The organism is Candidatus Buchananbacteria bacterium CG10_big_fil_rev_8_21_14_0_10_42_9, from assembly GCA_002773845.1.
GTDB lineage: Bacteria > Patescibacteriota > Patescibacteriia > Buchananbacterales > 21-14-0-10-42-9 > 21-14-0-10-42-9.
On record PEZZ01000035.1, the window covers coordinates 20,834 to 40,595 of the forward strand.

At 40.1% G+C, this 19,762-nt stretch carries 16 protein-coding genes; 15 read left to right on the plus strand and 1 reads right to left on the minus strand.

Translation table 11 applies throughout. The features are described 5' to 3' along the window. Nucleotide 1: 1 nt before the first annotated feature. The 3 genes from COT81_04575 (at nucleotide 2) to COT81_04585 (ending at nucleotide 4,633) form a co-directional block, all read left to right on the plus strand. A complete protein-coding gene (locus COT81_04575) occupies nucleotides 2–2,263 on the plus strand; it encodes a hypothetical protein (GenBank protein PIS04794.1) in 2,262 nt (753 codons plus the stop codon). A 213-nt stretch (nucleotides 2,264–2,476) separates the two neighbouring features. Beyond that, nucleotides 2,477–3,112, plus strand: coding sequence for a hypothetical protein (locus COT81_04580; GenBank protein PIS04795.1), 636 nt, complete (start codon nucleotides 2,477–2,479; stop codon nucleotides 3,110–3,112). 27 nt (nucleotides 3,113–3,139) lie between these two features. Then, on the plus strand, nucleotides 3,140–4,633 hold the full coding sequence (locus tag COT81_04585) for a hypothetical protein (GenBank protein ID PIS04796.1): 1,494 nt from the start codon (nucleotides 3,140–3,142) through the stop codon (nucleotides 4,631–4,633). 4 nt (nucleotides 4,634–4,637) lie between these two features. On the opposite strand, the gene COT81_04590 is transcribed toward COT81_04585, so the two are convergent. Continuing rightward, on the minus strand, nucleotides 4,638–5,750 hold the full coding sequence (locus tag COT81_04590) for a hypothetical protein (protein PIS04797.1): 1,113 nt from the start codon (nucleotides 5,748–5,750) through the stop codon (nucleotides 4,638–4,640). 189 nt (nucleotides 5,751–5,939) lie between these two features. Between COT81_04590 and COT81_04595 the strand changes: the two genes are divergently transcribed. The 12 genes from COT81_04595 (at nucleotide 5,940) to COT81_04650 (ending at nucleotide 19,711) form a co-directional block, all read left to right on the plus strand. Continuing rightward, nucleotides 5,940–6,890, plus strand: a complete 951-nt coding sequence (locus COT81_04595) for a hypothetical protein (GenBank protein PIS04798.1) — start codon at nucleotides 5,940–5,942, stop codon at nucleotides 6,888–6,890. Further along, nucleotides 6,880–8,112: a nucleotide sugar dehydrogenase gene (locus COT81_04600; protein PIS04799.1), complete on the plus strand. Its 1,233-nt coding sequence runs from the start codon at nucleotides 6,880–6,882 to the stop codon at nucleotides 8,110–8,112. The genes COT81_04595 and COT81_04600 overlap by 11 nt, the downstream gene beginning before the upstream one ends. Then, a complete protein-coding gene (locus COT81_04605) occupies nucleotides 8,112–9,212 on the plus strand; it encodes a hypothetical protein (protein PIS04800.1) in 1,101 nt (366 codons plus the stop codon). Before COT81_04600 ends, COT81_04605 begins: the two co-directional genes overlap by 1 nt. Before the next feature lie 125 nt (nucleotides 9,213–9,337). After that, a complete protein-coding gene (locus COT81_04610) occupies nucleotides 9,338–10,492 on the plus strand; it encodes a hypothetical protein (GenBank protein ID PIS04801.1) in 1,155 nt (384 codons plus the stop codon). A 258-nt stretch (nucleotides 10,493–10,750) separates the two neighbouring features. Next, complete coding sequence (locus tag COT81_04615) at nucleotides 10,751–11,926, plus strand: hypothetical protein (protein PIS04802.1); 1,176 nt, start codon at nucleotides 10,751–10,753, stop codon at nucleotides 11,924–11,926. Next, the gene (locus tag COT81_04620) at nucleotides 11,923–13,518 is read left to right on the plus strand and encodes a hypothetical protein (GenBank protein PIS04803.1); all 1,596 of its coding nucleotides are present in this window, start codon (nucleotides 11,923–11,925) and stop codon (nucleotides 13,516–13,518) included. The genes COT81_04615 and COT81_04620 overlap by 4 nt, the downstream gene beginning before the upstream one ends. A 108-nt stretch (nucleotides 13,519–13,626) precedes the next feature. Next, nucleotides 13,627–14,676, plus strand: coding sequence for a hypothetical protein (locus tag COT81_04625; GenBank protein ID PIS04804.1), 1,050 nt, complete (start codon nucleotides 13,627–13,629; stop codon nucleotides 14,674–14,676). Next, on the plus strand, nucleotides 14,673–15,947 hold the full coding sequence (locus tag COT81_04630; protein PIS04805.1) for a hypothetical protein: 1,275 nt from the start codon (nucleotides 14,673–14,675) through the stop codon (nucleotides 15,945–15,947). Before COT81_04625 ends, COT81_04630 begins: the two co-directional genes overlap by 4 nt. A gap of 48 nt (nucleotides 15,948–15,995) precedes the next feature. After that, the gene (locus tag COT81_04635) at nucleotides 15,996–16,280 is read left to right on the plus strand and encodes an excinuclease ABC subunit C (GenBank protein ID PIS04806.1); all 285 of its coding nucleotides are present in this window, start codon (nucleotides 15,996–15,998) and stop codon (nucleotides 16,278–16,280) included. A 36-nt stretch (nucleotides 16,281–16,316) separates the two neighbouring features. Continuing rightward, nucleotides 16,317–17,282 (plus strand): GDP-mannose 4,6-dehydratase, encoded by a 966-nt coding sequence (locus COT81_04640; GenBank protein ID PIS04818.1) that lies wholly within the window; start codon nucleotides 16,317–16,319, stop codon nucleotides 17,280–17,282. Between the two features lies 1 nt (nucleotide 17,283). Next, nucleotides 17,284–18,327 (plus strand): hypothetical protein, encoded by a 1,044-nt coding sequence (locus tag COT81_04645; GenBank protein PIS04807.1) that lies wholly within the window; start codon nucleotides 17,284–17,286, stop codon nucleotides 18,325–18,327. A 388-nt stretch (nucleotides 18,328–18,715) separates the two neighbouring features. Next, complete coding sequence (locus COT81_04650; GenBank protein ID PIS04808.1) at nucleotides 18,716–19,711, plus strand: UDP-glucose 4-epimerase; 996 nt, start codon at nucleotides 18,716–18,718, stop codon at nucleotides 19,709–19,711. Nucleotides 19,712–19,762 lie beyond the last annotated feature (51 nt).

Sequence of the window (19,762 nt, forward strand, 5' to 3'; positions counted from 1 at the left end):
TATGAAAGCCACCAAAGTAAATTTGTGGATTATTGCCGCCGGGCTCGCGGTTATTTGCGCCGTGCCGCTTGTGGTCGGCAGTGGCTATTTATTCCCATACATTTTTCCGAAGAATTTAATTTTTAGAATTGTTACAGAAATTATTTTTTTGGCATATTTACTTTTGGCGTACCGGGACAAGAATTATAGATTGAAGTTAAGCTGGGTGCATATTATATTTTTTCTTTTTGTGCTGGCCTCTTTTGCGTCTTCAATATTTGGCCCAAATTTTTACTTGAGTTTTTGGGGCGATATTGAAAGAAGCGAGGGCCTGATAACTTGGCTGCATTTAGTAATGCTGTTCGTAGTAGTAACTGGCACATTAAAGCATAAAAAGGAGTGGTTGATGTTGTTGGATGTCTTTGTAGTTTTATCCGTCCCAATTATGACGGTTGGCTTGCTACAATGGCAAGGAGTTGAATGGATTGCCAATACCACCGGCGATAGAATTTCATCCACTGTCGGCAATGCGGCTTTTTTTGCAGGTTATTTAATTTTTGTACTCGGGTTTGCTTTGTATCTATTTTTTCAACGGACAAATCTTTTGGCGAGAATTTATTACGGACTTGTTAGTTTTTGGGCCGTGGCGATGATTTTACTTTCTGGAACGCGCGGCGCAGTGTTGGCCTTATTAGCGGCGGGTTTTTTAAGCTTGCTGACCATCATCGTTTATTCTCAGAGCAAAAAAATAAAGATTGGCTTTTCTGTTGGTACAATCATAATTGTTCTTTTTTTGGCATGGGTAGTGACTTTTGGTTCATCAAGCGCACTGGTCCAGCAATCAAATGTTTTAAACCGGTTGTCTGGCTTGTCTGTGAAGTCAAGAACCGCACAGACGAGGTTGTGGACATGGGGAAGTGCCTGGAAGGGGTTTTTGGATCGCCCTATTTTAGGATACGGTAATGAAAATTTCACCGTCCCGTTTGATAAATATTTTGACCCTAGGATAATCGAGGATGAAGGTTCGGTTATATGGTTTGACCGGGCGCATAACATTGTTTTTGATCGTCTGATACCGGGCGGATTGATTGGCTTTGGCTTGTATGCCATTCTTTTAGGCTATGCTTTTTTTATTATATGGCGCAAGCATAAAGCCGAAGATGGCCATCCGGAGATTGTTTTATTTATTTTGCTGGTCGCCTATGTTGTCCAAAATCTTTTTGTCTTTGACTCTATCAGCACCTTTATTCCGTGGATTTTTATTTTGAGTTGGGTTGCCTATTATTCACCCAAATTTGAATACACTATTAGCAAAGAAATACATTTAGGAGTTTTGGCTATTTTTTTCTTGGTTTTTGTTTTCTCGTTTAACGCGGTTAATCTTAAGCCGGCTAAAGCGGTAAAGTTATCGGCTAAGGCTTTGCGTAGCGTAACGCCGTACGATTACCGCGAAACAATTGATAATTTTAATCAAGCGTTAAATCTTCAAAGTTACGCAAGCCAAGAGATTAGGGTGCAGATGGTCAATACCATGAACCCGGTGGTGGCTAACGGCTCTAGCAGTGATAGAGAAATTGCTAACCTGGCTGCTGATTTAGAACAACTGACAGACGAACAGTTAGCCGAAAACGATGTGATGGTTAGAAATTATAAACTTGCCATTGAAGCCTTAGATACCGGTTCGCGCTTTGCCGCATACCGGCTTGATAAAGCTATTGATTTGGCCAATAAAGCAATTGCATTAAGCCCCAAAAGGATACCGCTGTATTATGACCTCGGATTGCTTCACATTAAAAAAGCATTAGATTTTAAAGATAGCGGCGATCTTGACTTGGCGGCAGCAGAATTTCAATTAGCGGAAAAAGCTCAGCTTGAAGCCATTGCCCTTAATCCGCCAGTTGTTGAATCACATGTCGGATTAGTCGCTTTGTATATAGCTGAAGGTAATGACGACAGGGCAATTCAGGCTTTGGCTGATTTAGAAGGTAACGAAACAATTGGTGATAATTATCCTCAGCCCAGGCACCTATTGGCGCTCGGCCAGTGGTCGGAACAGCTGGCAGCTTATCGGTGGATTAAGAAATTTTATCAGGACTTATTAGAGTTTGAGCCGCGCAATGTTAACTATATGGTTAAATTAGCTACCGCGCATGCTTTCTTGGGCGAAGACGAGGAAGCTATTAGTTTAGCCGAACACATTGCCGCTTATAACTTGGAACCATATGTCACCCAATCTCAAAAGTTTATCGAGCAAGTTAAAAATGGTTTTTTCAAGGCGTTGTGATCGGCAAAGGCAAGGCGGCGAGGCTGGCTGTATACTTATGCACAGGTTGAAATTGAAGAAAAAATGGTTTCTTTTTAAGCAATCGTCCAGTCGCCAGGTAAAAAATCACTTATTTTAGCTGAATTTGAAGTGGATAACTTCACGCGCATTCTTTATTTTTATGATATAATATACCTAGTTTAAAAAATTTCAAAAAATTAACATCAAAATCATATGCGGTATAAAGAGTTTTTCAACGTTCGTAAATCAAACAGAATCAACAAGACGCTTAGCATTCTCGCGGCGTTTATTTCTTTTTTGGTGGTTGGTAGCGTGTTATACGCGGCAACTACAATTGGCGATAACATTAACACCGGCGGTACATTAGATGTGACTGGTTTGTCCACTTTTAGTCGCGCCACTAGTACTTCTGCCACTACCACTGACTATTTGTATGTTGGTTCAGATTTTACAGCACCACCGGGCTTGGATTATAGTGGCGACCTTTTTGTCTTTGATGACTTAGTGGTTAATAGCCAATCAACCTCAACTGTTTCATTGTGGGTAGGCTCGGGCGGAACAGCTGATATTATTAATGTTGCAGGAGGGGACTTATATGTTCAAAATGACGGTGAAATTGATGGCAATTTATTTGTCGGCGGAACATCAAGTACGACTGCTAAAATTGTATTAGGCGCCGGTCAAACTGCTGACGCTACCAGTACAATTATTTTGGGAGATGAAATCGCTGAATCGGCAACCTGCATTAAACTTAGAACAACTGCAGGTGATTGGGTTTATGCTTACGCCACCTCTAGTAGCGCGACGGTGGCACTCGGTTTGACGTGGACCACAACCAGTTGTGAATAGCTTCAACCAATAATCTCTAATGAAATAATGTTTAGCCTAAACAAGAGGATTACAAATTTATTTATTGCGGTACTGTTATTTGCGTTAGCTTTTCCCGCGGCAGTTTTAGCTGAAGTCACGATTAGCGGCAACATTACTATAAATATACCTGATGCTGGTATTAATCTCACGGTAAGCTCGGCTACTGGAATTGATGATTTTGCTGTTTCTGGCCCATCGGTGACCTTTACACTATCTGCCAATGATACAGTCACCGTGGTGCCGCCGAATGGATATACTTTGAGTAATGACATAGGTGCAAGTAATAACTGTTCTGGGCAAGTAACTTTTACCGCTACAGTTGTTGTCACACCAATCCAATGCACTGGGCCGACCGGTGGCAGCGGTAGTAGCGCAGGGGGAGGCGGCGGCTTATCAGTAGTCATGCCTACCAATGCGGTTGTAGAAATAAACAATGGTGCAACTGAAACTCAGGTTCGGACCGTAGCGTTGAGTTTGAATGCTGTCAGTGCGAGTCAAATGATCATCTCAAATAATTCTGATTTTACTGGCGCTAGTTTTGAAAGTTTTCAAAAGACTAAGACATGGGTACTGAGCGAGGGAGCCGGTGAAAAAACTGTTTATGTTAAATTTCGCAGTGTTAGCGGAGGGGAATCCGCAGTTGTAAGTGATAAGATCACTTACTTAGGAGAGTCGGGCGAAACGGTTGCAGTAGTAGTAAATTTGGATGATGTTCCTGCCGTAAAAACTGCCATAGGTGCATTAGTAAAATCAACAGTAAGCGCATCAACTTATTTTATAGGCGGCGACGGGAAGCGCTATATTTTTCCCTCTTATGATATTTATAGAACCTGGTTTGGCGAAAGTTTTTCTGGTTTAATAACTCAGAGTGAAGATGACGTAACGGCTTTTCCTTTGGGTGGTAATGTAAAAGTTAGGCCAGGTTTACGGTTGGTACAGGCTGTAACTAATGATACGCCTTGGCAAGTTGCTGATCCTAAGGTTTACGCAGTAGCCGGCGGCAGTGTTTTAAGGCATGTATCTAACGCAGAGGTGGCGGTTGCACTCTATGGCGAAAATTGGGAATCGCTGATCGTTCCGGTGGTGGAAACTGTTTTTACTGGTTATGAGATTGGGGCTCCAATTACGACAGCGGCAGATTTTGATCCTTTGGCGGAGGCTTTGGCTTACGACAGTATCAACAAAAATTTTGATTTGCCGGAAGAAAATAAAAATTCTAATCCTACGGTAGTGAATTCTACTCAGCCCGGGACCAGCTCAGAAAGTAGTTTAGCCGAAGGTAATTTTGTCAGCCTTTTAACCGTTGGCTCAGCCGGTGATGAAGTTAGGCAGTTACAGGATGTTTTAAAAGCGGAAGGTTTTTTGGAAACTGACATTGATTCAACTGGGTATTTTGGGCCTTTGACTGAAACGGCGGTTAAAAAATTTCAAGCGGCCAACGGCATTGACGCGCTGGGTTACGTTGGTCCGGCGACCCGGGCGGCCTTGAACAATTTGTAACAATTTAGTAATAGCTTAAAGTTTCGGTAAGCATTTTTTCTAAAGTAAATTTTACACCCACTCGCTTTGTAGCATTGGCACCAAGAGCCAATGCTTTTTGTTTGTCGTTAAGTAGCGCGGAAATGGATTTGGCTAAGGCTTGCGAATTTTTTGGTTCAACTAAAATTCCAGAATTTTCATCCAGCATTTCAGGTAAGCCGCCAACGTTAGTACTCACAATTGGCAGGCCAGCTGACATAGCTTCTAAAACCGAGTAGGGGAATCCTTCTTTGATTGATGAGCAAACATAAATATCAAATGCCTTTAAAACTTTAACGGGAGTTCTTTGGTTAGTTATTATTTTAACCCGATCCCGCAATTTCATCTGACCAATTTTTTTATTTAATTCGCTTGCCTGCCTTCCATTTCCAATTATTACCAGTAAAATTTCATCAGCAATGTTTTTTAACGATTCAATTAAAAATTCAAAGCCTTTGTTGGGGTAAAGATAGCCAATTGAACCGATGATTATTTTATCTTGAGGCAAATCTAGCCTACTTCTGGCTTCCCGTTTGCTTAAAAGTAAATTTTTATCAAAGCTAAGACCATTGCGTACTACACCCATTTGATTTTCGGTCACAATTTTTTTCTCAAGCGCGGAATTGTAATCAAATTGTGACACGCAAATAATGACGTCTTTAAATTTGGCTGTAGCCCTTTCTGATATTTGGTAAAATTTCTTCTTAACTTTGTTAAGCGGTTCATTAAATACCCAGCCATGCGCTGTATATACAACTTTAATATTACGGTCGATTGATTTAGCCGCGACTGAGCCAATAACGCCGGCCTTGGAACTATTAAGGTGGACAATATGTGGTTGCTCATGCTTGATCACTTTGCGCAATTCAAACAAAGCCTGGACTTCTTTAAGGGCGTTGATTGGTCGAATCAAATGGTTTAATTTAATAGTTTTGATGTTGGCTTGGGTAAGATTTTTAAAAAGAGAACCATTGCCCCCGGCGGCGACAACAACCTCAAATTGGTCTTTGGGCAAATTTGTGGCTAAATCAAAAACATAGCGTTGGGCGCCGCCCATTTCAGATTGGGTTACAACGAATAGAATTTTGCGTTTGTTCATTCAGTAGATTACTTGACCTGGTTAGAGATTAATGTGAAAAATTGATTTAAAGCTTTTAATACAGTCAAAGCCATGTGTTGATAACTTTCAATAACTTATGCATCTCTAGCGGGGTTGACTAATTAGCCATTTTTTATAATAATAGTACGGTATTATTAGTTAACAGGCAAGGAAGAATTACTCTAAATTATGATGATTTTAGTAACCGGCTGTGCCGGTTTTATTGGATACCATGCCACGAGGGCGTTATTAGAGCGCGGCGACACGGTAATTGGCGTAGATAATTTTAACGATTACTATGACACGGGCTTAAAAGAGGCTCGCATTACCGCTTTGGGCAACCAAAACAAATTCACCCTACACAAAATCAACATTGAAGACAAGCCAGCGCTAGCAAAACTTTTTGCCAAAAACAAATTTGATGCAGTCTGCCACTTAGCTGCTCAAGCTGGTGTTCGGTACTCATTAGAAAATCCGGATGTTTATATTAGCACCAATGTTGCTGGCACGCATAACCTTTTTGAATTAGCCCGTGAGCATAAAGTGCCGAAGTTTATTTTAGCTTCGTCGGCTTCGGTGTATGGCGGTAATACTAAAGTGCCCTTTAGCGAAACCGATGCGGTTGATAAGCCACTATCATTATACGCCGCCACTAAACGGTATAACGAACTGGAAGCTCACGCGTATCATTCTTTGTACGGCCTGAACGTATATTGTTTACGTTTTTTTAACGTCATAGGAACTTGGGGCCGGCCCGACCAGGCGCTGTATAAATTTACCAAAGCGATACTGGCCGATGAACAAATTGACGTATACAACAACGGAGAGCACAAGCGAGATTTTACCTATGTGGACGATATTGCAGCCGGAGTGCTTGCCGCAATTGATGGGTGCAATGGTTATGAGATTATAAATTTAGGCAATCATAAACCAGTTGATTTAGAATATTTTATTTCCCTCATTGAAAAAAGCTTAGGCAAAACCGCTACCAAAAATTATTTGCCGTTGCAGCCTGGGGACGTGGTAGAAACCTACGCCGACAACAGCAAGGCTAAAAAATTATTAGGATGGCAACCGAGCACAAATATTGAGCAGGGAGTTGAAAAATTTATTGAATGGTACAAATCATATGGAGCATAAAGTTTGTGTCGTTGGTTTAGGCTATGTCGGTATTCCTTTAGCCGCGCTTTTATCAAAACATTTTACAGTTTACGGTTATGACAAAGATAAAAGCAAGATTGAAGAACTAAATAGGGGTTTTGACCGGACCCATGAAGTTGAAAATATTAAAAATTTTAATATTGAGTTTTCCGACGATCCAGCCATTATCCAAAAAGCAAATTTTATTATTGTGGCAGTTCCGACCCCGGTTGATGACCGCAAACGGCCAAATTTAAGCTTGATGGAATCGGCGGCAGAAGCTGTGGGAAAAAATTTACAGCCAGGAAGCGTTGTCGTTTTTGAAAGCACGGTGTATCCAGGTGCGACAGAGGAAGTATGCGTGCCTGTTTTAGAACATCATTCTAAGTTAAAAATAGGGGAAGGTTTTAAAGTCGGGTATTCTCCGGAACGCGTCAATCCGGGCGATAAAACACACACCATTGATAAAATTGTAAAGATTGTTTCCGGCAATGACGATGAGGCGCTTGAGCGCGTGGCAGAGGTATACGGTGCGATAACCACCCTGCACAAGGCACCGTCAATCAAAGTGGCAGAAGCGGGTAAGGTTATTGAAAATATTCAACGCGACTTGAACATTGCTTTAATGAATGAATTAGCGTTAATTTTTGACAAAATGGGAATAGACACCAAAGACGTGGTTGCGGCGGCCGGGACAAAGTGGAACTTTCATAAATACACGCCCGGATTAGTTGGCGGGCATTGCATTGGCGTAGATCCATATTATTTAGCGCATAAAGCTAAGCAGGTTGGCTACAAACCGCAAGTGATATTAGTTGGGCGAAACGTGAATGAATATATGGCTAAGCATGTGGCAGGAAAATTAAAGGATAAAAAGAAGGTTTTAATTTTAGGCATTACTTTTAAAGAGAACGTGCCTGATATTCGCAATAGCAAGGCTAAAGAGATTACGGCCATATTGCAAAAAAATGGCAGTGAAATTTTTTACTATGATCCAGTCGCAGAAGGCCAAGACGGTTTTGGGGAACAAATTAAAGAATGGCCGCCGCAAGAAAAGTTTGACGCTGTTATAGTTTTTAGCCCGCATGAAGAGTTTAGATCTATCACCCTGGAAGAATTGAAATCACTGACTACCGACGATGCTATTTTATTTGATATTAAAGGTGGCTTATACTCTCGGGTTGATAGCGAGGCGGCGGGCTTTAGGTATTTGACGCTATAATGCCCGTGACAAGACGTAACATTTTAATTTTCTCTTTAACTTTTTATCCCTATGTGGGTGGAGCAGAAGTAGCGATTAAGGAAATTACTGATCGTCTACCTCATTACAATTGGACGATGATTACGGCTCGCCTAGATAAAAAAAATCCGGCTGAAGAGCAAATGGGCAATATCAAGGTGATTCGAGTCGGTTGGGGAGGCAAGCTGGATAAATATTTGTTTCCCTGGCTTGCAGTAAAAAAAGCTAAAACATTGCATGCCAAAAAAAACTTTAAAGTAGCGTGGGGAATGATGGCGTTTTGGGCTGGATGGGCGGCATTGAAGTTTAAAGAAATGTTTCCTGAAGTTAAATATGTTTTGACTTTGCAAAGCGGAGACTCCGATGAGTTTATTAGAAGGCGGACCTGGTTTTGGGCTAAGCGTTATGCTCAGATTTATCAAAAACCAGATTACATTACGGCTATTAGCAATTATTTAATTGAAAGAGCGAAAAAGTTCGGTTACGCCGGTGATATCACGCGCATTCCGAATGGAGTAGATTTGAAATTATTTATGTGCCGCCCAGGTGTCCCTCATAAAGATAAGGCCGTGATTGTTACTACCTCTAGACTGGTTGAAAAAAATGGAATTGAGGATTTAATTAAGTCCAGTGAATATTTACAGATACCGCATGAAATTAGAATCATCGGGGCCGGGAAATTGGAGAATAGCTTAAAAGCTATGGCAGGTGAGCATGTTAAGTTTTTGGGTAATTTAAATCATGATGAAATTGTAGATAATTTGTGCGAAGCCGATGTTTTTGCGCGGCCGTCATTGTCTGAAGGATTAGGTAATGCCTTTTTAGAAGCGATGGCTGTTGGCGTGCCCGTTGTAGGGACAAAAGTAGGGGGTATTCCTGATTTTTTAGAAGACAGGAAGACAGGCTTATTTTGTGAAGTGAGCAATCCCCAAAGCATTGCCGAAAAAATTGAAGAGTTACTAAATGACAAAGCTCTGCGCGGAACAATAGTAAAAAGTGCGCGAGAGTTGATTGAAAAATACTATGGTTGGGATCAAATTAGCCAATCTATGGATAAGGTGTTTCAGGAAGTAGCTTCATAAATATTTAAAATGGTAAAACGAGTAAAAGTTGAATTAATGTTCCCTCTCCTAGCGGGAGAGGGGCAGGGTGAGGTAGGGAATTGGAATATTTTAACCAACCCTCACCTTAATCTTCTCTCTTTCAAATGGGGAGGAGGGATGGTGGTATGAAAATAGTGATTGCGGCTGAAATTTATCCGCCGGACATTGGCGGGCCGGCAACTTATAGCCAAAACTTAGCCGGTGAATTAGTAAGCCGCGGGCACTATGTGTCGTTGATTTGTTACGGCGAAGCAGCATCGGAGGATAAGGTTTCAAAGTTTTCAATTACTAGAATCACCCGTGAGTTACCAAGGCGAAAACGCTATTCTGAATATCGTAAGCAGTTGTCTAGCCTGGCAAAAAATTGCGATATGATTTACGCCATGGGCCCGGTGAGTTCCGGCTGGAACGTGTATAAAGTTGCCAAAAAATTACATAAGCCTTTTGTCGTAAAAGTGGTTGGTAATTATGCGTGGGAACAGGCGGCGAATATGGGCGTAACTAAAACTTTACCTGATACTTTTGACGATGAATGGCGTTTGCCGTTTAGAATTTGGTTTTTGAAATACATTCAAGCTATCGTGTGCCAAAAAGCCAACAAAATTATTACGCCGAGTGAATACTTAAAAGGTTTGGTTAAAAATTGGGGTGTGGGCGATGACACGATTGAAGTGATTTACAACGCTGTGCCGGCAATGGCGCACACAGAGCGAATTCCGCGCCATCCGATTATTTTAGCCGTTGGCCGATTAGTGACGTGGAAAGGTTTTGAAACGCTGATTGAAGTAATGCCAGAAATCATTGAGACAGAACCGCAAATGAAATTGGTAATTGTTGGCGCAGGCCCTTTGGAACGTGTGCTGGAAGAGAAGATAAAAGACATGCATTTAGAAAAATGTGTCCGCCTAACGGGCAAATTAGAAAAAAATCACGTAGCTACTCATTATCAGCATGCCATGTTATTTGTGCTTAACAGCGGTTATGAAGGCTTGCCGCATACTGTTTTGGAAGCGATGAGTTTTGGTACGCCGGTGATCGTATCTAATATCGGTGGCAATCCGGAAGTTATTGAGAATGAAAAAAACGGCTTATTATTTGAGTACAATAATAAAGCGCAACTAAGGGAGGCAATTTTAAAATTGATTCGCAGCCCAAAGTTAAGCCGCCGGTTGGCGGCCAACGCGCACGAAACATTGCAGCGATTTAAGCCGGAAATAATGTACGATAAAACAATTAAAGTTTTGGAGTCTGTCGTATGAGAATAGATTTACTAAAAATTCCTCTCCCCTTGAGGGAGAGGATGAAATCCGTCAGACGGGGTGAAGGTGAGGGGTTATTGTTTAACTCACACTGCCAAGGGGGACGCAGGGGGTTTATCCCTCCTTTCCTAAAGGAGGTGGCGAGCTTGCGAGCCGGAGGATTTGTTAACACTAGCAAATCCCTCCCCCCGACGTACCGTCGGGGTACTCCCTTTAAAAAGGGAGAATTAACCTGTCCGACCCTGCCTACCGGCAGGCATGCTCCCCTTAACAAGGGAGGAATATGATATGAATGTCTTAATGTTATCAATTGACAGGGGATTGCTTGGGAAAGGGCAGCTTGGCGATGTGGTTGAGCGCCACATTGAATATGGCAAACGGGTGGAAAGGCTCGATATTATTGTCATGTCTAAAAAAGGTTACGACATAAATAAAATTTCTGACAATGTAACAGCGTACCCGACAAATTCAAACGGCACGATTGGATTTATTTTAGATGCAATAAAAATAGGCAAGAAGTTTAAAGGCATTGATTTAATTGTTTGCCAAGATCCGATTGTTGGACTAGCCGGGTATTTTATTAAAAAGAAAACCGGCGCAAAGCTTTTAATTAATCTTCATGGAGATTACGTTGGAAATAAATTATCGAAAGATAGGCGATACAATTCATGGTGGGGGAGCTTGATTTCAAAATTTGTACTGAACAGAGCCGATGCTATTAGAGTTATGAGCCAAGGCATGATGGATCGATTAATTAAAATGGGATTTGATTCTAATAAAATAAAAGTTATATCAACTCCGGTGGACATAGAAAGGTTTATTCGTTATCCCGACGTTAAACAGGAGAATAAAAAGCAAATAGAAAGTCTTGCTAGCTCTAAAATGCAGAAGGGTAAAAAGCATATATTAATGGTTGGTAGAAAAGATAAGGTTAAAGATTTTGATACATTATGCAGGGCAATAAATCTGGTGCATGATAAATATAAAAATGTTGGATTATGGCTGGTAGGTAATTATCATTTTGGTCCGGAAGGTGTAGGGACTCTGCCCCTTAAGCAAGAAATAAAGGACAGCATTGTCGTAAGTTTTAATGAAAAATCGAAAGATTTGCCTGCATATTACTACTCGTCCTATTTAACAGTTTTATCCTCGACCTCAGAAAGCTTTGGAAAAGTCTTAGTAGAAGCTAACGCGTGCGGAAAGCCGGTGGTGGCAACGGAAACGACTGGCGCGAAAGAAATTGTTCAAGACGGTTATAATGGATTTTTAGTACCAATTGGCGATGCCGAAGCGTTAGCTGAAAAGATTTTTGAGTTGTTAAATGATCCAAAGAAAGCCAAAAAGATGGGCGAGGACGGTAGGAAGTTGGTTAAGGAGAAGTTTAGCAATAACACGCAAAAGATTATCACATATTGGAAGGAGATTGTGGCATGAAATTATTATCGCTAAAAAACATTAACTGGAACCCAGAAACGGTAACTTTACTTTTACTTGGCTTGAGCTTTTTTGTTGGCATTTGGCACGGACTGCCACAGCTGACTATCATTGCGGATGAAAATTATTTTGTCGGTGGGGTGTTACGCGCGATGGAGAATAAAACAATTTTGCCGGCGCCCGACGATGTGCCATACGGCACGTTGACCTATTTTTTTAGTTATGTGGCAATTGCGTTTTATTTGGTCATATTGTCACCATTTTTTGGGTTTAACTTAGATGCTTTGAAATCCTTTTTAATCCAATCGCCGGAATTTGTGTATATAATCCCGCGGGCGTTAAGCGCCATATTTGCAATGGGCTATTTATACTTTATTTATAAGTTGTTAAAGCGTGAAGTTGATGATCGGGGCGTGCGCACGGTATTTTTAATTTTGCTATTTACCAACATGCTGACTGTTTTGATTTTGCATACGGGCAAGATGTGGGTTTTAAGCACACTTTTGGCTGTGATGTCGTTTTATTATTTGTACCAAACGATTATGGCAAATGATGAAATCTCGGCCAAGCGGCACTCTTTAAAAAGTATTGTTTTAGGATTTTTGGCGGCCGCTAATTTCCCACTCAATGCAATTTTTTTAATTAATATTCCAGTACTTTTGATTTGGTTTAGAAAAAATAAAAAGTTGTTGGGTAAATTGGTTTTATTCAGTTTAATTGGTTTAATAATTTACGCAGGGATTACAGCGCTTAATTTTACGAGTGTCAAAAACCAAGTCATAAGTATTTTTACTAACTACAACCCGGTGCTAGATACTAATACGGCCCCTGAAGCTAGCGTACTGCAATCATTTGGCGCACAGCTTACAAAGATCTTTGCTTTTTTCCCATTGTTATTGGCGATGCTGCCATTTGGCATTGCGCGCAGAGTAAAAAACAAAAAACTTTTGGTTATTTCACTTGTTTATTTTCTGACTTATTTTATAAGTATCAGCGTCGTTGCTAACTGGGCGACTGATTTATACTCATACACACGCTACTCATTCCCCTTAGTATTTTTTATATTTTTTATAATTTTAAGTTTTAATTATTCGTTTAGCAGATGGTTTTACGGAGTTGCCGCAATTTCAGTACTCTATTTTGTGTTTACGATTTATTATTTAGCCGCGCCAACAACTTATAACTTAGCTGAAATATACGTGGCCCAAAATCTAAACAAAGAAAACGCAGTCGTTGTTAACGAAATTTGGACCTTACAACTGCCAAAAAACAAAGCGTCTTACGAGCTTAACCAAGAATATTTTTGCGCCAGTAAATGCCAAAACGTTATTGCCAATGATTTATATTCAGATATTAAGCCGTTAATTATTGATAAACATACCCAAGAGACTTTTGAGTTGCCGAAAGATAAAACAATTTATTATCTCAAAAATGAGCTCCAAGATGAGAAAAATTACAAATTGCTAGCGAGCTTTTCTAACGATGTCGGATTACATTTTGGCGTTGAGGGCCGGATGGCAAATTATTTTGATTGGGATTTATTCCTGGCTAAGCATTTTGGGTCTAATATATACATTTATGAACAGTTATAAAAATAATTCCTCTCCCTTGATGGGAGAGGATAAAGATGAGGGTGAAAATTTTTCTTTTTCTACCTCACCCAGCCCTCTCCTGCCAGGAGGGTGGTTAAATGTTATCTTATGAAGTTATTAATGGTTACTAGAAAAGTTGACAAAGGCGATGCGTTGGCGGGGTTTAGTTATACGTGGGTTAAAAAAATCGCTCAGCATGTGAACGACCTAAAGGTAATTTGTTTAGAAAAGGGCAATACCGAGGGGTTGCCAGATAATGTTAAAATTTATTCTTTGGGCAAAGAAGGTAACAACTCACGTTTTGCCAGGTTTAAATTATGGAATAAATATTGTTTGAAGCATGTGTCAGAAGTTGACGGAATTTTTTGCCATCAAAATCCAGAATATACAATCGCCATGTGGCCATATGCGTTATTGCGGCGTAAGAAAATTATTTCTTGGTACACTCATCGCGCGGTCACTTGGAAAACTAAGCTTATGGCTATGATGGCTGCTAAAGTGTTGACCGCTTCGGTTGATAGCTTTCGCATCAACACCGCCAAAAAGTTAGTTGTGGGCCATGGCATTGATTTAGACCGTTTTAAAACCTCAGACACTAAGCACGTTGACGAACGCTTTAATATTGTGACCGTTGGACGCATCTCGCCGACTAAAGATTATGAAACGATGATCTTGGCGGTTAAGAAGTTAGTCCAGGAAAACGATTCCAATATTCATCTTTCTATTATAGGCGGGGTACCAATAGAGTCGCAACGAAGTTATTACGACGCTTTATTAAAAATTGTTGCCAACCACAATTTAAGAGATAATATTTCATTTAAGGGCTGGGTTCCAAACGAGAAAATTGTCGATGAATTGAAAAAATCTGATTTATTTATCAATTTATCAGGCACAGGCAGTTTAGATAAAGCCATTTTAGAAGCCATGGCCGCCCGTTGCCTGGTTTTGACATCCAACGAAGCATTTAAGGATTTTTTACCAGTCACGTTAATGGTTGAAGCTAATAATCCTGAGGCGTTAGCCAGAAAGATATCAGAGCTTATGAGATTACCAACCATAGAATTAGAAAATATATTAGACAGTATGTTCCAGGTGGTTTCAAGCCAACATAATTTAGATAACTTGGTAAAAAAGATTATTCAACAATTTGGGACATGACAATTTGTGTTGTGGCATATAAATTTGGCACGGAAAAAGAGATTGGCGAGCATCTTGGTTCGTATCATTATTTTATTCAAAAGATGAGAGTCTTGGTAGAAAAAGGCCATAAAGTTTTCGTGGTCGCTCCTTGGTTATCATTTACAAAAAAAGGAAGTGAAAATATTGATGGAGTTAAAGTTATTCGATACTACCCACCAATGTTAAACAAAGCCAAGGTATTTCCTGTTAATAGGATTATTCGATGGGTATATATAAAACAAACCCAAAGACAAGTTTTAAAATTAGACCAACAAGAAAATTTAGATGTAGTCTATGTTTGGCAGGCCAGAGAAACCGGATACGCCATATCTAAAATTAAGTCAAAACTCAAAGCCCCGTTTATATTTCGTCAAATTACTGCTTGGCACTGGCATTTTAATCGCCCAATTCAAGAAATTTTAGCGCATGATACGCTATTCAAGATAATGGCAAAATTGTCCCGGTCTTTGGCTAATCAATTTGGATTATTTTTGCTAGACCGCAAAACGCATAAGAAATATGCCGATGTAATTTACGAAAAGGCTGATAAAATTGTTTTCTTAAGCCAAGCCGCAATTGAAGAAGGCAAAAAGTTAGGACTTGATGAATCTAAAGCCGAAATTATTGGAGTCGCGATTGAAGAGGATGAATTTAAGCCCATGCATGACAAAAGGTCGTTGAGGCAAAAGCTAGGCCTAGACGATAAATTAACGATTTTATTCGTTGGGCGTGTTAACTTCGCTGAAAAAGGCGTAGGTATTTTGCTTGAAGCATCGACTCAGGCTAGGAAAAAAATAAATGATTTTCAACTAATTTTAATCGGCGGCGGAGAGGACGACAAGATGAAATCAGAGATTGATAAGCTTAGTATTATGGAGATAGCCAAGCCTATAGGTAAAAAATCTTTTAGTGAATTAGTAGAATACATAAATGCGGCTGATGCGGTGGTGGTGCCTTCAATTTGGATGGAAGCTTTTGGTATGATAACGATTGAAGCGATGAGTTGCGGGGTGCCTGTCATTACGTCTGATGCCGGAGCGAGTCCCGAAATTAACATTAACGATGAAACCGGATTTGTAGTGCCAAAAAATAATGCCGAAGCATTGAGCCAAGCCATTGTTAAAATGTTAAAAGATAAACCAATGAGAGAAAAATTTGGCAAACAGGCGCGCGAACGAGTATTACAAAATTATACTTACGAAGTTTTAGTTAATAAATTTTTAAATATAGTACAACATACTAGACAGTAAATAAAATTGTCATCGCGAGGAGCGCTAGCGACGTGGCGATCTCTCGTTATGAAAAAATATTACATATATCTATTAACAAATAAAGTGCATACAGTTCTGTATACTGGAGTTACCAGCAATCTAGCAAATAGGGTGTGTCAACATAAAGAAAAAGTCGTTGAAGGCTTTACTAAGAGATATAATGTCGATAAATTGGTTTATTATGAGGAGTATGATAATGTTCAAGATGCTTTAAGTAGAGAAAAGCAGATAAAAAATTATAGCAGAAAAAGAAAAGAAATTCTTATTAATAGCGTAAATAATCGATGGGAGGATTTAAGCTATCGATTGTAGAGATTGCGACGCTTCGCTCGCAATGACAGTAACATGATAAAAAAAGTTTTAATTACCGGTGTTAACGGTTTTGTTGGCACTCATTTGGTCAAGTATCTAGCCCAAGAGCATCCTGGAGTGGAAATTTTTGGTCTGGTTTTAAAAGATGTTAACGATGTCATAAAAAAATTGAGTGTTAATATTTTGCAATGCAATATTTTAGACAAAGACAGATTAAAAACTATTATTAGTGAAATTAGACCGGATGCTATTTTTCATCTGGCGGCTCAAAGTTATGTCAGTACATCTTGGGAAAATCCGGAAAAAACTCTGGAGACTAATATTATTGGGCAATCTAATTTACTGGAAGCTATTCGGGCAATTAAAGATGATGCCTTTGGTCCAGTTGTTCTGATTGCCGGTTCTTGCGAAGAGTACGGCACAATCGCCGAAGATGAAAATCCAGTGAGTGAAAATAACCCTCTCAGGCCGCTTTCGCCTTACGCGATATCCAAAGTTGCTCAGGATTTTATGGGCTATCAATATTATACAAATTACGGATTAAAAATAATACGCATCCGGGCTTTCCAGCATACCGGACCCGGCCGCCCACCAGTGTTTGGCATTTCAAATTTTGCTAAGCAAGTAGCCGAAATTGAGGCAGGTAAAAAAGAACCAGAAATAAGAGTACGTGATGACAGCGCGGTGCGAGATTTTAGCGATGTGCGTGACGTGGTGAGAGCATATTGGCTAGCGGTCAATCAATGCCAGCCGGGCCATGTCTATAACGTTTGTTCGGGCAAAGGCACTTCTATCAAAGATATTTTAGAAAAATTGATTTCAATTTCTAAAGTTAAAGATATAAAAATCGTTAGAGATGAAAAAGACAGACGCCCGACAGACGGCGGAGTGATGATAGGGGATAATGGTAAGTTTATTGCAGCAACGCGCTGGAGACCGGAAATTGATTTTTTAGACGAGACAGTACCTTCTATTTTAGATTATTGGCGCAAGCAAATGTAATATGACAGTTTGTTACTTTGGCATTTTTGATCCTGATTATCCGCGCAATAGAATTTTATTAGACGGCTTAAAACAAAACGGCGTGGAAATAATAATGTGTAATTCACGGGCAAAAGGTTTTAAAAAGTATTCGGAATTAATTAATCGGCATAAAGAAATAAAGGATCAGTACGATGTTATGGTGGTTGGGTATATGGGGCATTTAATTATGCCGTTAGCCAAAGTGTTATCCCGTAAGCCCATTATTTTTGATGCTTTTTTATCGCTTTATAATACAATGGTTTATGATCGCCAAGTATGCAGTCCAAAATCGCCAAAAGCATGGTATTATTATGTATTAGATTGGTTGGCATGCCGATTGGCAGATCATGTTGTAATTGATACGCAAGCGCATATTGATTATTTTGTTAAAACGTTTAAGGCTAAGCCGAAAAGGTTTTCCCGAATATGGATTGGGGCGCACGATAAATTTTATTATTCTGGCAAAAAGTCATCCGGTAGGTTTAAGGTTTTATGGTGGGGCTGGATGACGCCGCTACACGGGATAGAAACAATGCTCGGAGCAGCCAAAAAGCTTCAGGATAAAGGTGTGCAATTTGTATTTGTGGGCGGCGGCAAGAAAATGAAAGATGGGAAAAAGTTGCAGCAGGTGCAAAATATTTCTAATGTTGAATGGCATGAGCCAGCCCAAGGCGATGAATTATTAAAATATATTCATGATGCTGATGTTTGCTTGGGGTTATTTGGCAAGTCATCTAAAGTGCAATTAGTTATACCGAATAAAATTTACGAGGCATTTGCCTGCCAAAAGTCGGTGGTGACGGCGCGAAGCCTGGCGGCAGATGAAATTTTAAAAGATGGTGTGCATTGCTTATTTTGCGAGGTTGATGATGGGACAGATTTGGCAGATAAAATAATGATGTTAAAAAACGATAAGCAGTTATTGGAAAAAATAGCGCAAAATGGTAAAGAATTATATGAACAAGAATTTAATCCCAACGCATTAGGTAACCAGTTTAAACATATTATAGAAAATTATGTCTAATTGTAATGAGCATCAGTGGGAGCCCTGGGATAGTGACAAGGGCATTATCTATTGCCGTAAGTGTAATGCCAGGACTACTCAGTATGAACTTTCATATAGGACTGGGCAAGATCGCAAAACTAATATAATAATTGTTATTGGTTTAGCGACTTTATTAGTAGCTACCTTATCTATAGTTATCCAATTATTTTATGAGTAATATATCGAGTATATGCGAGGCGCATGAATCAACGTTCCCTCTCCCTTGGGGAGAGGGGCAGGGTGAGGTAGGGAAATCCCTCTGTCAAGGGGGATATAGGGGGTTAACAAAACCCCTCCACTCTTCCCTTAACAGGGGAGGATTACCCAATTCCGGGAAAGGGTCTATAGAAATAACTCTTAAATTAATATGAGCAAAATAATTGTCACCGGTGGAGCGGGGTTTATCGGGTCACATGTTGTGGACGCATTAATTGAGCGTGGTCACGAAGTTGTGGCTTTGGATGATTTAAGCGGTGGGTTTAAAGAGAATGTGAATCCTAAAGCCGAATTTGTTGAGGGCAGCGTTAATGATGAGGAATTAATCAATAGATTATTTAATGAGCACAAGTTTGAATACGTTTTTCATTTAGCGGCTTACGCGGCCGAAGGCTTGAGTCATTTTATTCGTAAGTTCAATTACAATAACAATGTGTTGGGCAGTATTAATTTGATAAACGCTTCGGTGAATCACAATGTCAAATGTTTTGTGTTTACTTCCTCAATCGCAGTGTACGGCGCCGGGCAATCGCCGATGACCGAGGATATGAAGCCAGAACCAGAAGACCCGTACGGCATTGCCAAATATGCCGTGGAATTAGATTTGCAAAACGCGAAGCGGATGTTTGATTTAAATCATGTGATTTTTCGGCCCCATAATGTGTATGGTGAAAGGCAAAATATTGGTGATAGATATCGTAATGTGATCGGAATTTTTATGAACCAAGCCATGCGAGGAGAACCGTTTACAATTTTTGGAGACGGTGAACAACAGCGGGCGTTTAGCTATATTGGCGACGTAGCACCCGTAATTGCCGATGCGGCATTTAATGAAAAAGCGTATAACCAAATTTTTAATGTCGGCGCTGATGAGCCATTTACTGTAAATCATCTGGCTAATTTAGTATCCAAAGAGTTTGGCATTAATGCGCCGAACATCACTTACTTGCCGGAACGCAATGAAGTGAAGGTTGCTTTTTCCGACCATTCAAAAATGAATAATGTGCTAAGGTTTAAAGCGCAGACTAGTTTTGAAGAGGGGATTAAAAGAATGGCGTCATGGGCAAAAGAAGTTGGCGCCAAACAGAGTAAGAGGTTTGACAACATTGAGATACTTAAAAATTTACCGCCATTGTGGAAAGAATGAAATAATCACCCTCACCTTATTCCTCTCCCATCAAGGGAGAGGAAATACTAC

Coding starts and splice junctions, on each gene's coding strand:
- COT81_04575 (PIS04794.1), top strand. CDS start 2: ATGAAAGCCACCAAAGTAAATTTGTGGATTATTGCCGCCGGGCTCGCG.
- COT81_04580 (PIS04795.1), top strand. CDS start 2,477: ATGCGGTATAAAGAGTTTTTCAACGTTCGTAAATCAAACAGAATCAAC.
- COT81_04585 (PIS04796.1), top strand. CDS start 3,140: ATGTTTAGCCTAAACAAGAGGATTACAAATTTATTTATTGCGGTACTG.
- COT81_04590 (PIS04797.1), bottom strand. CDS start 5,750: ATGAACAAACGCAAAATTCTATTCGTTGTAACCCAATCTGAAATGGGC.
- COT81_04595 (PIS04798.1), top strand. CDS start 5,940: ATGATGATTTTAGTAACCGGCTGTGCCGGTTTTATTGGATACCATGCC.
- COT81_04600 (PIS04799.1), top strand. CDS start 6,880: ATGGAGCATAAAGTTTGTGTCGTTGGTTTAGGCTATGTCGGTATTCCT.
- COT81_04605 (PIS04800.1), top strand. CDS start 8,112: ATGCCCGTGACAAGACGTAACATTTTAATTTTCTCTTTAACTTTTTAT.
- COT81_04610 (PIS04801.1), top strand. CDS start 9,338: ATGGGGAGGAGGGATGGTGGTATGAAAATAGTGATTGCGGCTGAAATT.
- COT81_04615 (PIS04802.1), top strand. CDS start 10,751: ATGCTCCCCTTAACAAGGGAGGAATATGATATGAATGTCTTAATGTTA.
- COT81_04620 (PIS04803.1), top strand. CDS start 11,923: ATGAAATTATTATCGCTAAAAAACATTAACTGGAACCCAGAAACGGTA.
- COT81_04625 (PIS04804.1), top strand. CDS start 13,627: ATGAAGTTATTAATGGTTACTAGAAAAGTTGACAAAGGCGATGCGTTG.
- COT81_04630 (PIS04805.1), top strand. CDS start 14,673: ATGACAATTTGTGTTGTGGCATATAAATTTGGCACGGAAAAAGAGATT.
- COT81_04635 (PIS04806.1), top strand. CDS start 15,996: ATGAAAAAATATTACATATATCTATTAACAAATAAAGTGCATACAGTT.
- COT81_04645 (PIS04807.1), top strand. CDS start 17,284: ATGACAGTTTGTTACTTTGGCATTTTTGATCCTGATTATCCGCGCAAT.
- COT81_04650 (PIS04808.1), top strand. CDS start 18,716: ATGAGCAAAATAATTGTCACCGGTGGAGCGGGGTTTATCGGGTCACAT.